Source organism: Dehalococcoidia bacterium (assembly GCA_035574915.1).
Classification (GTDB): Bacteria; Chloroflexota; Dehalococcoidia; order DSTF01; family WHTK01; genus DATLYJ01.
In genome coordinates, this window is the sequence record DATLYJ010000177.1 from 24863 (window position 1) to 39344 (window position 14482).

The window sequence follows — 14482 nt, forward strand, 5'->3', positions numbered from 1 at the left end:
CCGGCACTACTTCTCGAGGTCGTAGATCACGTTGGCGGTGACGACGATGTCATTCAGGCCGACCACGATCTCGGGCGACTGCTGGAATGGTGGACCGCCGCCCGTCCGCGGGGCGGAGATTGCGCGGCCACCCGAGAACTCATAGCCAAACTGGGGTATCTGGGTGAACGTGCTCACCTGCCGGACTCCCGCCAGGCGCACACCGAGGGCCGCGGCCTGAGTCTCCGCCTTCTTGCGGGCGTCCTCGAGCGCCCTGATGCGCGCGTCCTGGACCGCTTGCTCTGGCTTCTCGACGGTGAAGCGGATACCGCTGATCAGCACGGTTGGCGCGGCCGCCGAGATCACGCCATCGATGATGCGGTCCACGCGAGACAGATCGCGGATGCGCGCCTGCAGGCTGCTCAGGACGCAGGCCTGGATCGGTCCCGGATCGGCGACCGGCGCCGGAGCGGGCGCGCCAGGGAATGACGGCTGCGGGTTCGGCGAGCTCTGATCACAAGTCCGCCCCCAACCGTAACGCAGCACGAACTGAGAAGTCTGAATGTCCTCGGATGCCACTCCGCTCTCGCGCAGGACGGCCAGGACCTTGGCCAGCGCGTCCGAGGCCTGGGTCCGGGCCGCATCTGCGACCGGCGACTGGGCCTCGATCCCCAGGACCAACAATGCGATGTCCGGCTTGGCCTGCACTAAGCCAACGCCCTGGACCTGAAACCCTTCGGAGTACAAAGGCTGCCTGGCGTCTACGCGCGTACAGCCTGCAATGGTTAGCGCCACCAGCATGGCAAAGCAAATCGACCGCACCGCTTCCCCCTCCGCTAACAGTCTTCGACACAGGCGATAACGCTGGTACAAGCCGCGTGGTTAACGACTTTCCGTCGCCGCGAGCCTGGTGATAGACGATTGATAGGCCCGCGGCAGGCGCCGACGGAGGGCGAGACCCGTGATCGCTACCGGGGCGCCAAACTGCCATACTCCTGCCATAACGGTGTCAGCAATGCTCGCCCTGAATACGACATCCTGACACTATGCTGGCAGCAGTCCTCCCTTACTGTGGCGCAAAACCTCGAGGAGGGGGCGTGATGAGAGTCCAATCGTTCGTACTCAAGCTGACCAGCGAGGACCCGGAGCTGCTGCGGTCGTTCTACGAAGACATCCTCGAGCTGCCGCCGCGAGAGGGCATGGGCGAGGGGGCGTTCGCGCTCGGCGATGCGACACTGATAATCGACTGGCACAGCGAGACTAAAGGCCAGACCAACGAGCCCCACCGCGTCCTGCTCGACTTCTATGTCGAGGACCTGCCTGAGGAGCAGGCCCAGCTGGAGGCACGAGGGGTCGAGTTCATCAGGCGCGAAGGCAAAGAGTGGTGGGGCGGCATCATCTCCACCTTCCTCGACCCGGACGGCAACTACTGCCAGCTGATCGAGTACAGGCCGGACTAAGCCATGCTGGAATCCGAGCTGTACGCACAGATGAAGCTCGCCTTGCTCGAAGACCCGCGACTGCTGGAGCGCGGCAGGGTGCTGGCACACTTCCATGCGGAGGCCGGCGAGCGACCGGGGCGCCTGGCGCGCTTCCTCGGCATGCGGATGGTCGCGCTCGGCACCTGGCTCGAGAAGGCCGGGGCGTCTATGGCCTTCGAGCCGCAATCACAGGAGAGGACCGCATGAGGCAAGACGGCAAGCTGGACTACCTGGAGCTGCCCGCGGCCAACCTGGCCGAGAGCAAGCGCTTCTATTCCGAGGCTTTCGGCTGGACCTTCACCGATTACGGCCCGACCTATGCGTCCTTCGAGCAGGGCCTCGATGGCGGCATCAACGCCGAAGACCCGTCCGGGGCGCCGGTCCCGATCCTCTACGCGCACGACCTCGAGGCGATGGAGGCAAAGGTGACGGCAGCTGGAGGCCAGATCACTCGCCCCATTTTCAGCTTCCCCGGCGGCCGCCGGTTCCACTTCCGGGACCCCGCTGGCACGGAACTGGCGGTGTGGTCGGCCAGTGAGTAAGCCTGGGGCGCCGCCGCGGCTGCACCCCGGCTGGCACCCGGCGCATCCCATGCCGCGGCGCCCGGGCCAGGCGGAGACCGGCCGTCGCCGGGCCGGCCAGCGGGGGTAAGCGAGGAGAGCCGTGCGGCGCGCCGACCGCCTCTTTCAGATCATCCAGCTCCTTCGCCGCCACAAGGTCGCGACTGCCCGCAGCCTGGCCGCAGAGCTGGAGGTCTCGGAACGGACCGTCTACCGCGACATCAGCGACCTGGTGTCCTCGGGTGTGCCGATCGAGGGCGAGGCCGGTGTGGGTTACGTGCTGCGCAGGGGCTTCGACCTGCCGCCGCTGATGTTCACGGAGTCGGAGGTAGAGGCACTCGTCCTCGGGATGCGCGTCGTCGCCAGCTGGGCAGACGCCGACCTGGCGCGTGCGGCCGAGGCGGCGCTGGGAAGGGTGGAGGCGGCATTGCCGGACAGGCTGCGCACCCGGCTGACGGAGTCGCGCCTGTTCGCGCCCGGCTTCCACGTTAGGCCGCAGATGCTGGCGCGAATGGGGGACATTCGTCCGGCGATCGAAGCGCGACGAAAGGTCTGGCTGCACTATCGCGACGTCAACGAAGCGGAGACCGAGCGCGTGACGCGGCCGCTGGGCCTGTTCTTCTGGGGCTACACCTGGTCGCTGACTGCCTGGTGCGAGCTACGCTCCGACTTCCGGAGCTTCCGGCTCGACCGGATCGTGGAGTTCCGGATCCTGGAGGAGGGCTTCCAGGACGAGCCGGGCCGGACGCTTGACGACTACTTCGACGCGCTGGCGGCCGAACACGAGCGCCACCACAACGGGGCGACATAGTCCACAGGCAGGCACGGACGGGCCGCGCGTGGCCGCATTCGGGCAGGCGGCGCTAAGCCGAAGCGCTTTGCATTCGGGCAGGCGGCGCTAAGCCGAAGCGCTTTGCGAACGCGCGAGGATGACCGGCAGGCGTGAGCGCTGCAGGACGAGTTCCGCAGTATTGCCGAGCACGAGGGCGCGGGCGGTGGAGCGGGCGCTCAGGGACATCGCGATAGCGTCGGCGTTCACCTCGACCGCGTGGTCGACGATCGCCACGTCGACGCCGCCGCCGGGGGCGATCGCCCGGGTCGCCGTCTCCACTACCGGGCCAGCGGGCAGCAGCGCCTTGATCCTGTCCAGTTCGGACTGGAGCCTGGCGCGCACCTTTGCCTCGTCCTGGCCGGCCTCCCGAGTAAAGACCTTCAGGAGGTAGACCCTGATCGGCGCACCTTCCAGGAGGCCGGCCATGGAGCGCAAGACCGCCTCCGAAGCTGCTGAGCCGTCCGTCGTCGCGACGATCGAATAAGGAGCTACAGGGGCCAGAGGCTCGAGGTTCGGCCCGCCCACCATGACGGGCACGCGCGCCTTCTGGACTACATCGTGGCTTACGCTGCCGAACAGCGCCACGCGCACCATGCCAGACCCGCGCGACTGCATGGCGATGAGGGCAGCGCCGGTTTCCTCCGCCGCGCGCAGGATCGCCTCGGCGGTCGCCTCGCCGGCCCGTGGCGCGACGGCGAGGGCCCGCGCTTCCAGGCCAAAACGGGCGATTCCGGCCTGAAGCTCCTTTTCCATGCGATCTAGACCCCGGGAGAGCGCGGCCTCCTGGCTTTCGCCCGGCTCCGGTATGACGTCATTCCTGGGGTCCAGCACGCGGCAGAGGATCATCGAGGCGCCACATGCCCGGGCCAGCGCCGAGGCGTGGGGAATGATCAGGTGTGAGCGCGGAGAGCCGTCGGTCGTGACCAGGATCGTCTTGGCCAAATCAGGTCCTCATACACGAAGGCCACGCCGGGCCCCTCGTCCCAATCCGGTGCGCGAGCGATGTAGCCGCGACCCGGCCAGGGGCATCGTAGCATCTGCCGCAGTAGCGGTCAGTTGCCGACAGGCTCAACCCCGTTCTTGTGGCGCCGCGCCAACTGCTGGTAGCCGAGCGGGTTGGTCCGCACCCAGCGTTCGGCCGGCGTGCCGGCGAGGGGGCGCCTCACCTCAGCGGGCACGCCCATCACCAACACGCCTTCGGGGAGCTCGGTGTTAGAGGTAACCACGGCTCCGGCCGCGACCAGAGTGCGCGCACCGACCTTCGCCCCGTCCAGGACGATCGCGCCGTTCGCGATCAGCGCTTCATCCCCGATGGTGGCGCCGTGTACGACGCAGTTGTGGGCGATGGTAGCGCCTCGGCCGATGGTGGTCGGATTCTCCGGCGGCGCATGAACGACGGAACCGTCCTGGATATTGGCGCCGGCCTTGATGAGCACGGGCGAGAAGTCACCCCGGACTACCGCTCCGTACCAGACCGACGCGTTCTCCTCGATCGTGACATCGCCCACGATGCTCGCCGTCGGAGCGATGAAGGCAGTGGGGTCGATCTTCGGGTACTTGCCCTCGAAGGCAAATACGGGCATGACGTGACCTCCTTCGCATCTTCGGCCCAGCGGCCCGCGCGACCGGGACGAACGGGGGACAGGCTGGAAGCCCGGCCAACGTGCAGGGCCGCCGGAGGCCTGCACGGCAGGCAGCCCCCAGGCCCGGGCCGCGACCGGGCCAGGATAAGGACTCCGCGCTCCTGGCAGCCGGGAAGAAGCCTTCCGCGCCTAGGCGCCGGCCCTAGCTTCCTTCCTTATCTCCAGTCCCCTCGGGACGCCGGGCGTCTTGATCGCCTGGATCTGGCGCATGACGTGCTGGAAGCGCTCGCGTTCTGCCGGAGTACGCATGGGCATGCTGAAGCCGATGCGGCTCGCGTACTCGCGGTGGTCGCGGATGAACTCCGGCAGCTTGTCGTACGTTGACGTCTGGGCGAAGGTGCGCAGGATGTCTTCCGTGACCAGGTTGCGCATCTCCTCCCACTTGTTCGGCTTGTCCGAGATCGAAAGGGCATGGAGCTGCATGCCAAAGTCCTTGAGGCCGTGCACCTCGAAGACCTCGTGGTAGCTGCGCGTGCTCCCGTAGAACGAAATCGGCTGCTTCAGCCGCTCGAGCCCCTGCTCGATCTCGGACTCGTTCTCGCCGAAGACGGTGAAGCCACCGCCTGAGAGCTCGATGTCACTCCAGTCACGCCCCGAGCGCTCGAGTCCGATCTTGACGTTCGGCAGGACCACCTCTCGCATGTACTTGTCGGTCATGAAGCCGTGGGGCAGGACGCCGTCGGCGACTTCACCGGCCGTCCGCGCCATCGCGTCACCCACGCAGGCGAGGAACACCTTCGGGCGCGGGTACTGGATCGGGCCAGGGTTGAAGTTCGGCGTCATGAGGGTGAACTGATAGTACTTGCCGACGAAGTTCGGCCGGCTGTTGTTCTGGAAAACGTCCCAGGCCGCCTTGAGGAACTTGATGTACTCGCGCATGCGGTTGGCGGGACCGGGCTGCCACTGCATGCCGAACCGCCGCTCGTTGTGGCCCTTCACCTGGCTGCCCAGGCCGAGGACGAAGCGGCCCTTGCTGAAGGCCTGCAGGTCCCAGGCCTCATAGGCGAGGACAAGGGGGCTGCGCGGGAAGGCGATCGTGACCGAAGTCTGCAGCTCGACGCGCTCGCTGTTCGCGGCCGCGACCGTCATCGTGAGGATGGAGTCATGCGACAGCTCGCCGCAGGACACGAAATCGTAGCCAAGCTCGTCGGCGCGACGTGCCGCTTCCGGTACCTGAGCCAGCCAGCCGCCAACGCCCGTTCCGACTTTCATCGACAGTTCTCCTTGAGTTATTCGTCCTGCGGGGCCGGCTAATAATACGCCTATTCGGGCGTTCGGGCAGCGGGTCCGGCGCCCGCCGTCCGCGATGGCGTCACGTACGGCTGCGGACGGCAGCGGCGGGCGCGTGGCCGGCGGGCGCCGCGGATGCTGCCGCCGCTTCGGGCGGCTCTTCCGCTCCCGACCTGAAGTCGCGGATCTCGGGCACGGCGGCAGCGGCCAGGGCCGCCACCAGGGCGACAACCGCCGCCGAAAGCGCCACTGCCTCCGGCGTGCCGATGGCCGTCGCGAGACTGCCGGTCATGAGGCCGCCCAGGGGCGCCAGGCCCTGCATCGTGACTGTAACGAGGCTCATGACGCGGCCACGCATTTCGGGCGCAGCCCGGAGCTGCAGCATGGTCGTCATCATGGAGCTGAAGAGGATCGACGTCACGCCGACGAGGAAGAGGAGGCCAATCCCGGGAAGGAACTCCCGGTTCAGCGTGAAGACCACGAGCGTGAGGCTGAACATCACCATCCCGGCGAGAAAGAGGACGCCTTTCCGCTGAATGTCGGCGAGGACGGCCAGCGCCGCTGCCGCGGCCAGCGTGCCCGCGCCGGGCGCCGACATCATCAGCCCGAGGCCGAAGCTCCCCTCGTCGAAGACGTCGCGCGCGAAGACGGGGAGGAGCTGCTGATATGAGCGCCCGAAGATGTTGGTTGCCGCGGACAGGAGGATCAGCGCCAGGATCAGGCGGGTCCCCCGGACGTAGCGCAGCCCCGCTACGAGGTCGTCCGTGAGGCCTTTGCCGCTGGGCTCCGCGGAGCGTTCCGGCACGCCGCGCATCAGAAAGAGGGCCGCGATCACGCCGAAATAGCCGAAGGCGTTGGCGTAGAAGGCCCCCGCCAGGCCGACCGCGGCGATCGTGATGCCGGCGAGGGTCGGGCCGAAGAGCGACGCGCCCTGCCAGGCGGAGGAGTACAGGGCGACGGCCTTGGCCAGGTCCTCCCTCCGGACCAGGTCCGGCAAGAGCGCCTGGCGGCTGGGCTGGTCGAAGGAGTTCAGGGCCCCGGCGAGGAAGGCGATGAGCACGATCTGCCAGATCTGGACGGTCTCGGTGTGGACGAGACCGGCAAGGACGAGCGCGTTCAGGAACATTGTGGTCTGAGTGACCTTGAGCAGCTTCAGGCGCGGCATGCGGTCGGCGATGACGCCGCCCATGGGTGGCAGCACGATCATGGGTATGGCCCGCGCCATGCCCACGACGCCCAGGTAGAAGGGCGAGTCTGTGAGGTTATAGACCAGCCAGCCCTGGGCGACGATCTGCATCCAGGCGCCGGAGTTGGAGATGATCTGGCCGAACCAGAGGAGGCTGAAGTTGCGGTTGCGCAGGACGCTGAGGCGCCCTCCGCCGCTGGCTTCGCGCCCAGGCGGTTGGCCGTTCTCACCCATGGACAGCGCCAGTGTAAGGCGGAGAGCGGCGCCAGTGCGAACCTACCGGGCGCTGACTCCATCGCTGCCAGGTCGTTGTGAGGCGTCCGCTGCTGCGCCCCGCTGCAGCAGGCCAGAATCACTCGCGGCTCCCGAGGCCGGGCCGCGGCGCTGTGCTAGCGACGCTGGTTGGCGATCACGGCCTCGACGACGGCGCCGATGGGTCCGCGTTCGTCGTGCAGGACCGCGGTCGAGACGGCGAGACCGTAAGGCTGCGCAGCGCGCAGAGTCTCGAACCCGATCCAGTCGCCGGCAGGGTAGCGGTGGAGGTAGAGGCTGATGTCGGCATTGATGAAGCCGGTCGGCGCCCGCCCTCCCATGTTGGTGAAGGCGTTCGTGAAGTCGGACACGGTGGCGGCGAGGACCAGGGGCGTGTTCTCCTCGCCCTCCACGAGCGGGAGGGGCAGCCGCACCCAGGCCCTGTTCCGGTCGGCCGGGTCGCCGCGATTGAGCCAGCGCACCTCGATTGTCGTATGCAGGCCGGTGCGGCCGAGAGCGGGAGGCGGAGGCGGGCCGCCGGGTGTCTGCGACCAGCCGCTCAGGTTCGATGCCGGCAGGCCATCCGGAGGCGGCAGCGAGGCCGCCGGCGGCTCGATAGCCAGCTCCTCATCGAGGCGTCTCAACAGGAGGGCGGTCGCCTTCGTGACCAGCTCGCCATCGCTCAGGAGGACTGCTTCGACCACATGGATACGGCCACCACGGCGCACGGTGGAGGCATGGGCCTGCAGGGGCGCATTCGGCACCGGCCGAAGGAGGTCGACAGTCAGCCGCGCGACCTGCAGGCCCGGGTCGTCGCTAAATTGCTGCACGGCGCGGGCAAGGAGGCCGGCCGCAGAGCCGCCATGAAGCTGGCTCTCGGACCACGGGCTTCGCGCGGCCTCGGTGGGGACAAAGCGCTCGCCGTCGAGGCGGAAGATGGCGTCGGGCACAGGCGAAGCATATGGCGCGAGCGGGGCAGGGCCAAGTGCAGCGAGGCTAAACGGTTGCACTGCTGGCGCCGCCAAGGGCGAGCTGCCGGCCTGCTGCGAGGCCCTTCCGCCGCCGGACGCAGGCTGACTCAATCGATCGGCGTCGCCGGCCCGATCATGTGCACCTCTTCGCCGCGCGTGATACAGGAGCGCGAGAAGTCGATGAAGTTGGCCTCGTCCTCGGCGAGGACGCGCGCGGCCTCGCGGCGCTCCTCGGGCGTGCCTGTAGCCTTCGCGGGGTCGATCCACCACTCCGCGATCCCGTCGTAGGGCTCCGGCATCTGGCCCCGGATCGGGTCTGCCGGCCGCTCGGCCGGCGGCGGCACTGCGTGGACCTGGATGTAGCGCACCATGCCGATCTTGGGCGCCCACTTGCGCACGAGCGGCCCGTGCACCTCCCGCCAGTACCGCTGGAACTCCTCCAGCGACATGCCGGGCTTTCGCCTCAGGACGTAAGCCGACTTCATCATGGATAGGCCTCCTCCACCTGTTTGTGCTCCGCGACACGCCGCAAATTCCGCGGTCCCACCCTTGCCTTAAGGGCGGTCCAGCCAGACCAGCAGCAGGCCGCCGCTCTGCGGCGCGGGTAAACGTTCTCGCCGCCGGAAATGATCATGTCCTTGACGCGGTCCTGGATGTAGACGTAGCCTTCGGCGTCCATGACGCCCGCATCGCCGGTGTGCATCCAGCCGCCGCGCAATGCGGCGCCGGACTCGTCCGGCAGGTTCCAGTAGCCGCGCATCATCTGTGGCCCCCGGACGATGATCTCGCCGATGCTTCCGGGAGCCAGCGGGCGGTCCTCCTCGTCCACGACGCGGATCTCCGTCCCCATGACGGCGCGGCCGGCAGAGGTTAGCAGATGCGGCCTGCCATTGAGCGCAGCGACGTGATCGTCGGGGCTGAGGACCGTCGCGACGGCCGTGAGTTCGGTCATGCCGTAGGCCTGCATGAAACCGCAGCCAAACGTCTGCATCGCCGCCCGGAGGGTGCTCTCCGCAATCGGTGAGGCGCCGTAGGCGATGGAGCGCAGGCTTCGGTACTCGCGCTGAGCGACATCGGGGACGGCGACGAGGCAGGCCTGGATCATCGCCGGCACCAGAGTGCAAGCGTTGATGTTGTCTTCGCTCAGGGCGCGCACGACTTCGGCGGGGATGAAGTCCTGGTGTATCACGGAGGTGCCGCCGGCGGCGACGGTGTCCAGCAGGCTGATGACGCCGGCCGCGTGGTACAGGGGGACGACGATGAGATAGCGGTCTCCGGGCTGGACCAACACCGAGCTGGTAAGCACCTGCATGACGTTGGCGGTTACCGCGCGGTGGGTGAGCAGCGCCCCCTTGGGATGGCCGGTGGTGCCGCTCGTGTACATCTGGTAGGCGTCTTCGTCCTCCCGGACGTAGCGCTGCGGCGCTTCCGTCGAGGCCCCTGCGAGCCAGCCGCCGTAAGCCTCCCAGCCCGCCGGCGCGCTCTCGGCGAGCGCAACGAAGCGCCTCACGCCGCGAAGGCTGGTGCGAACGCCGTCGATTCCGGACGTGTACTCGGCGCTGGCGATCAGGAGCTTGGCGCCGGCATCGTTGATGATGTACTCCCATTCAGGTGGAGCGAGCCGGTAGTTAAGGGGTACTGGGACGAGGCCGGCCTTCGAGGCGCCGAAGTACATCAGGGCATAATCGAGGCTGTTCCGCGACAGGTAGGCAAAGCGCTCCCCGGGCGCGAGGCCGGACGCAAGGAGAGCGTTGGCGAGGCGGTTGCTCTCCAGGCGCGCCTCGGCATAGCTCATGCGCCGGCCGCCGTAGACGGCGAAGTCGTGTTGTGGCCGGACGCTCGCCTGGTAGTCGAGAAGGTCGTGTAACCGCACGTTCTCTACCTCCCGCTTAGCACTTACTTAGGCGAGCGGAGTCTAGATCGGCGGACACCGCCTTACAACGGGGCCGCGAGACATTAGCGCCAGGCAGGCGCGTGCGAGAGCCGGTCCGCCTCTTCTCTCAAGGCGGCGGCGCGCCCGCCGAGCAGGGGCGCGAGGACGTCCAGGACGGCATGCGCCTCCCGCGGGCCAAAGTCTGGTTGCCAGACCAGGCGTGTGCGGCGCTGCACCAGGTCTTCGAGAGTGCGTGCCTCCTCGCGTACCAGGGCAAAGGCGAGCTGGCCGGCGAGGACGGGAGACGACTCGACGACGCGTCGAGTGTAGCGCTCGTCTGCCGCGATGAAGTCGAATGCTTCGCCTGCGCGGGGGCCGTACACGCCCTGGAGGTAGCGGTACAGGTCGAGGCGGTCGGTCATGACCGGCGTTGCCGGATACGTCTCGCGGAAAAACGGGGCCTTCCTGGTGGGCGAAGGCACGTGCGGGCGCCCGAGGACTCGCAGGAGGCGGTCGACCGCTTCCGCCGCCATGTGGCGATAGGTCGTGTACTTGCCTCCGAGTAGCGTGACGAAGGCAGGCGGTGTGACGAAGACGCGGTGGCGGCGGGAGATCGCGCCAGCGTCCACCCCCGGCTTGTCGGGGGCGATCAGCGGCCGCAGGCCGGCGTAGGCGAAGGAGATTGACTCCTTCGATAGTCCTGAGTGGGGCAGGTATCGGGCGGCAGCCGACAGGAGGTAGTCGACGTCCTCACTAGTGGGCTCGACGGCGTCGGGGTCGCCGTCGAAGGGCGTGTCGGTGGTGCCGACCAGCGAGCGGTCCGCCCACGGGATGACGAAGAAGACGCGGTCGTCGGGGCCGGTCGGCAGGATGAGGGCGTCGTCCAGGGGCAGGCGGGGGACAACGATGTGCGCGCCCCTGGTGGGCCTCAGTTTCCCGCCTTCGAGCCCGGCCAGCCTTGCGACCTCATCGCCCCAGGGGCCGCCGCAGTTGACGACGGCCGCGGCGCTGACGCTGCCCTCATCGCCGTCGCAGCTCCGGTAGCGGACGCGGTAACCGCGATGCTCGCGTTCGATGTCCAGCACCTCGGTGTAGCTCCGGCATTCAGCGCCGGCCCGGGTCGCGGAGAGGGCGTTTTCGAGGCACATGCGGGCGTCGTCCATGCGGTCGTCCCAGTAACGGACGGCGCCGCGCAGCCCCTCACGGCGCAGCCCCGGGTTGGCAGCCAGGGCCCCAGCCGGCGAAAGCCGGCGGCTCCGCTCCACGTTGCGGAAGCCCGCGAGGAGGTCGTACACGGCAATGCCCAGGCGCACCTTCCAGAGTGGGTCGGGGTCGCCGTCGTAGACCGGGTAGAGGAAGCTCTGCGGCCAGACCAGGTGAGGCAGGAGCCGGCCGAGGATGTGGCGCTCCCGCTGGGACTCGAAGACCAGGCCAAACTCGTAGTGCTTGAGATAACGCAGGCCGCCGTGGGCGATCTTCGTCGACCGCGACGACGTCCCGCTGGCATAGTCACCCTTCTCGAAGAGACACACGGAGAGCCCGCGCAGGGCGGCATCGCGCGCGACGCCCGTACCGTTGATGCCACCGCCGATCACTACGGCGTCGAAATGACGGCCGTCGAGCGGAGGCCGCCGCGGCGCGCCAGCGGTCATTCGAGCCCTTCGAAGGGCGGTAGCCTGGTGGCCAGGAGGCCCTCGACCGCCGCAGACCAGCGGCCTCTTTCGCCCCGCCGCGCCGCCGCGCGGGCGGAAGGGGTGAACCGCCGCTCCTCGCGCCGGAGCGCCGCCACCTCCGCCTCGTCTTTCCAGAGGCCCACGGCAATCCCGGCCAGGTAAGCGGCGCCCAGGCCTGTCGATTCCACGGACTCGGGCCGGGACAGGACGGCGCCGCAGAGGTCCGCCTGCAGCTGCATCAAGAAGTCGTTGCCGGCGGCGCCACCGTCGACGCGCAATTCGCGCACCGCCACGCCCGCTTCCTCGGCCATTATGTCGAGGACATCTTGCGCCTGGTAAGCCATGCTCTCCAGGGCCGCCCGCACGATGTGCGCCGGCCGCGTGCCGCGCGTGAGCCCGAAGATCGCCCCGCGCGCGTCCGGGCCCCAGTACGGCGTCCCGAGCCCGACAAAGGCCGGCACGAACACCACGCCGCCGCTATCAGGCACGCTCGTCGCCAGCGCTTCGGCCTCGCCCAGGTCCCGGATCAGGCCCAGGTTGTCTCGACACCACTGCACCGCCGCGCCGGCCACGAAGATCGATCCCTCGAGGGCGTAGACGGGCCGGCCGTCGCCCGAGGCGGTGGGAGTCGAGAGCAGGCCGCCGCTGGAGTCCACCCGGCGCCCCGTGTTCAGGAGGATGAAGCAGCCGGTGCCATAGGTGGCCTTCGCCTGGCCGGCCTGGAAACAGGCCTGGCCGAAGAGGGCCGCCTGCTGGTCCCCCGCCTGTGCCGCGATGGGCACGCCCGCCGCTATCGCTCCGCAGGCGACCGTCTCGCCGCGGACGCCGGCCGAGGGCCTGACCTCCGGCATGGCCGCGCGCGTCAGGGCAAAGGCGTCCAGAAGGGCGTCATCCCAGTCGAATCGGTCGATGTCGAAGGCGAGGGTCCGCGCGGCATTCGTAACGTCCGTCACATGCAGGACGCCGCCGGACAGCCGGTAGGCCAGCCAGGAGTCTATGGTGCCGAAGGCTGCGTCCCCGGCGGAGACCATCCGCGCGACCTCCGGCTGCTCGCGCGCCAGCCAGAGCGTCTTCGTGCCGCTGAAGTAGGGGTCAAGGAGGAGGCCCGTCTTACGCCGCACCTCGGCTTCCAGTCCGGCCGCCTTCAGCTCTTCGCAGATAGCGGCGGAACGGCGGCACTGCCAGACGATGGCGTTGTGCAGCGGCCGGCCCGTCCGCCGGTCCCAGAACAAGAACGTCTCACGCTGGTTCGTTATGCCGATGGCGACGGGGTCCACTCCCGAGCCCCGGAGGGCGTCCGCCGCGGCCGCGAGAGTCGCCTCCCATATCTCCTCGGCGTCGTGCTCGACCCAGCCCGGCTTCGGATAGTGCTGGGGGAACTCGCGGTATCCGCGGGAAAGCACCCGCCCGTCCTCGCCCACCGTGAGGACGGTGACGCCCGTCGTGCCGGCATCGATCGCGAGGACGGCGCCAGGCATCTCCTAGGCCTGAGCCGCGCCCGGCTTGAACGTCAGGGCGGCCGCAGCGTAGACCTTCGCCGCCCGGACGAGGTCGGCTATCTTCACGAACTCGTTCGGGCCGTGCGCGCCGCCGCCGGCCGAGCCGGCGCCAAAGCCGACGGATGGTATGCCGGCGATGTGGTGGGTGGAGATGCCATCGGTGCCGCCGCTCAGGAGCCGCAGGGCCGGCAGCGTCCCGGTCGCGGCCTTGACCGCCGCACGCATGTGCTGGACGAAGGGGTGCGAGGGCGACTCGTAGTAGCCCGCGCTGCCGGCCAGGCTCGGCCGGACCTCGGCTTCGACGCCCTGCACGCCCGCCTCGGCGACGAGCTCCAGCATGCGGGCACGGACCTTCTCGCGGTCGCAGCCGGGCGTGAGGCGGATGTCGAAGGTGGCGGTGGCCTCGTCCGGGATGACGTTGGTCTTGACGCCTCCGTTGATCATGGTCAGGGCCACGCTCGGGTAGAGGAAGAGATTGCGCGCCATCTCGGCGTCCGCGCCTTCCAGGCCGGAGTTGGCGACGAGGTCCTCGCCCGAAGCCTTAGCCACCGGGTACAGCTCCTCCGGCAGCTCCAAACGGAACTCGCCGATGCGGCGGGCGTAGGGGATGACCGCGAGGAGTTTGTCGATGGCGTTGTCGCTGCCCATGGGACGGGAGGCGTGGCCGGCGGTGCCCCTGGCACGGAGCGTGGTGCCCATGCCGCCCTTGCAGCCGATGTCTACGGTCGGCGAGGCGCCCGTCCAGCCATCGCCGATAAGGCAGGCGTCAGCGCGGAAGAGGCCGGCTTCTGCGATCTTGCGAGCGCCGTCGGCGCCGCCGACCTCCTCGTCGCAGGTGAACCAGAACTCTACCGTCGGCCCGAGGCGGTCTCCGAGGCTGTGCAGGAGACCGGCCACTACGATGGCCGCGGCGTCGCCACCCTTCATGTCGGTGGTGCCGCGGCCGTAGACGCGGCCGCCCGTGATCTCGCCGCTGAAGGGGTCGCGCTCCCAGGCGTCGAGTTTGCCCGGCGGGACGACATCTATATGGCCGAGCCAGATGAGCCTTCCCTCTCCCCGGCCCGGGACCGTCGCGCAGAGGCTGGCCTTGCCGGAGACGAACTCGTGCACCCGCGTCTCCAGGCCCTGCCGGCGAAGGACGGCGTCGACCGCCTCGACCAGGGCAGCAGTGTCGCCGGGCGGGTTGACGGTAGGGATGCGCACCAGGCGCGAAGTGAGCTCGGCGAGCTCATCCCCAAGCGAGTCGATCCGCGTGAGCAGGTCTGAAAGGGTCTCGCTGGCAGAGTTCTCGGAAGTCACCGGC

15 protein-coding genes are annotated in these 14482 nt (G+C 68.8%); 4 read left to right on the forward strand and 11 right to left on the reverse strand.

Annotated features, from left to right (window positions below; genetic code table 11):
• Positions 1-6 precede the first annotated feature (6 nt).
• On the reverse strand, positions 7-801 hold the full coding sequence (locus VNN10_15820; protein HXH23486.1) for an SIMPL domain-containing protein: 795 nt from the start codon (positions 799-801) through the stop codon (positions 7-9).
• A 278-nt stretch (positions 802-1079) separates the two neighbouring features.
• Here VNN10_15820 and VNN10_15825 point away from each other — a divergent pair, with 278 nt between their 5' ends.
• From VNN10_15825 to VNN10_15840, 4 genes are all read left to right on the forward strand, one after another.
• Positions 1080-1439 carry a VOC family protein gene (locus tag VNN10_15825; protein ID HXH23487.1) on the forward strand — a complete coding sequence of 120 codons (360 nt, stop codon included), beginning with the start codon at positions 1080-1082 and terminating at the stop codon, positions 1437-1439.
• Between the two features lie 3 nt (positions 1440-1442).
• A complete protein-coding gene (locus tag VNN10_15830) occupies positions 1443-1667 on the forward strand; it encodes a hypothetical protein (protein ID HXH23488.1) in 225 nt (74 codons plus the stop codon).
• Positions 1664-2002 carry a VOC family protein gene (locus tag VNN10_15835; GenBank protein HXH23489.1) on the forward strand — a complete coding sequence of 113 codons (339 nt, stop codon included), beginning with the start codon at positions 1664-1666 and terminating at the stop codon, positions 2000-2002. The genes VNN10_15830 and VNN10_15835 overlap by 4 nt, the downstream gene beginning before the upstream one ends.
• A 121-nt stretch (positions 2003-2123) precedes the next feature.
• Positions 2124-2831 (forward strand): YafY family protein, encoded by a 708-nt coding sequence (locus VNN10_15840; GenBank protein HXH23490.1) that lies wholly within the window; start codon positions 2124-2126, stop codon positions 2829-2831.
• A gap of 87 nt (positions 2832-2918) precedes the next feature.
• On the opposite strand, the gene VNN10_15845 is transcribed toward VNN10_15840, so the two are convergent.
• The 10 genes from VNN10_15845 to VNN10_15890 form a co-directional block, all read right to left on the reverse strand.
• Positions 2919-3794, reverse strand: coding sequence for a universal stress protein (locus VNN10_15845; protein ID HXH23491.1), 876 nt, complete (start codon positions 3792-3794; stop codon positions 2919-2921).
• Positions 3795-3904: 110 nt separating this feature from the next.
• Positions 3905-4435, reverse strand: coding sequence for a gamma carbonic anhydrase family protein (locus VNN10_15850; protein HXH23492.1), 531 nt, complete (start codon positions 4433-4435; stop codon positions 3905-3907).
• Between the two features lie 189 nt (positions 4436-4624).
• Entirely contained in the window at positions 4625-5707 is a 1083-nt protein-coding gene (locus VNN10_15855) for a TIGR03617 family F420-dependent LLM class oxidoreductase (GenBank protein HXH23493.1), read from the reverse strand.
• 100 nt (positions 5708-5807) lie between these two features.
• Positions 5808-7145, reverse strand: coding sequence for an MFS transporter (locus tag VNN10_15860; protein HXH23494.1), 1338 nt, complete (start codon positions 7143-7145; stop codon positions 5808-5810).
• A gap of 155 nt (positions 7146-7300) precedes the next feature.
• A complete protein-coding gene (locus VNN10_15865) occupies positions 7301-8113 on the reverse strand; it encodes a thioesterase family protein (protein HXH23495.1) in 813 nt (270 codons plus the stop codon).
• 128 nt (positions 8114-8241) lie between these two features.
• Entirely contained in the window at positions 8242-8622 is a 381-nt protein-coding gene (locus tag VNN10_15870; GenBank protein HXH23496.1) for an EthD domain-containing protein, read from the reverse strand.
• The gene (locus VNN10_15875) at positions 8619-10007 is read right to left on the reverse strand and encodes an AMP-binding protein (protein ID HXH23497.1); all 1389 of its coding nucleotides are present in this window, start codon (positions 10005-10007) and stop codon (positions 8619-8621) included. Before VNN10_15875 ends, VNN10_15870 begins: the two co-directional genes overlap by 4 nt.
• An 83-nt stretch (positions 10008-10090) precedes the next feature.
• A complete protein-coding gene (locus VNN10_15880) occupies positions 10091-11659 on the reverse strand; it encodes a glycerol-3-phosphate dehydrogenase/oxidase (GenBank protein HXH23498.1) in 1569 nt (522 codons plus the stop codon).
• Positions 11656-13158 carry a glycerol kinase GlpK gene (gene glpK / locus VNN10_15885; protein HXH23499.1) on the reverse strand — a complete coding sequence of 501 codons (1503 nt, stop codon included), beginning with the start codon at positions 13156-13158 and terminating at the stop codon, positions 11656-11658. Before glpK ends, VNN10_15880 begins: the two co-directional genes overlap by 4 nt.
• A gap of 3 nt (positions 13159-13161) precedes the next feature.
• Positions 13162-14478: an ArgE/DapE family deacylase gene (locus VNN10_15890; GenBank protein HXH23500.1), complete on the reverse strand. Its 1317-nt coding sequence runs from the start codon at positions 14476-14478 to the stop codon at positions 13162-13164.
• Positions 14479-14482: the final 4 nt, after the last annotated feature.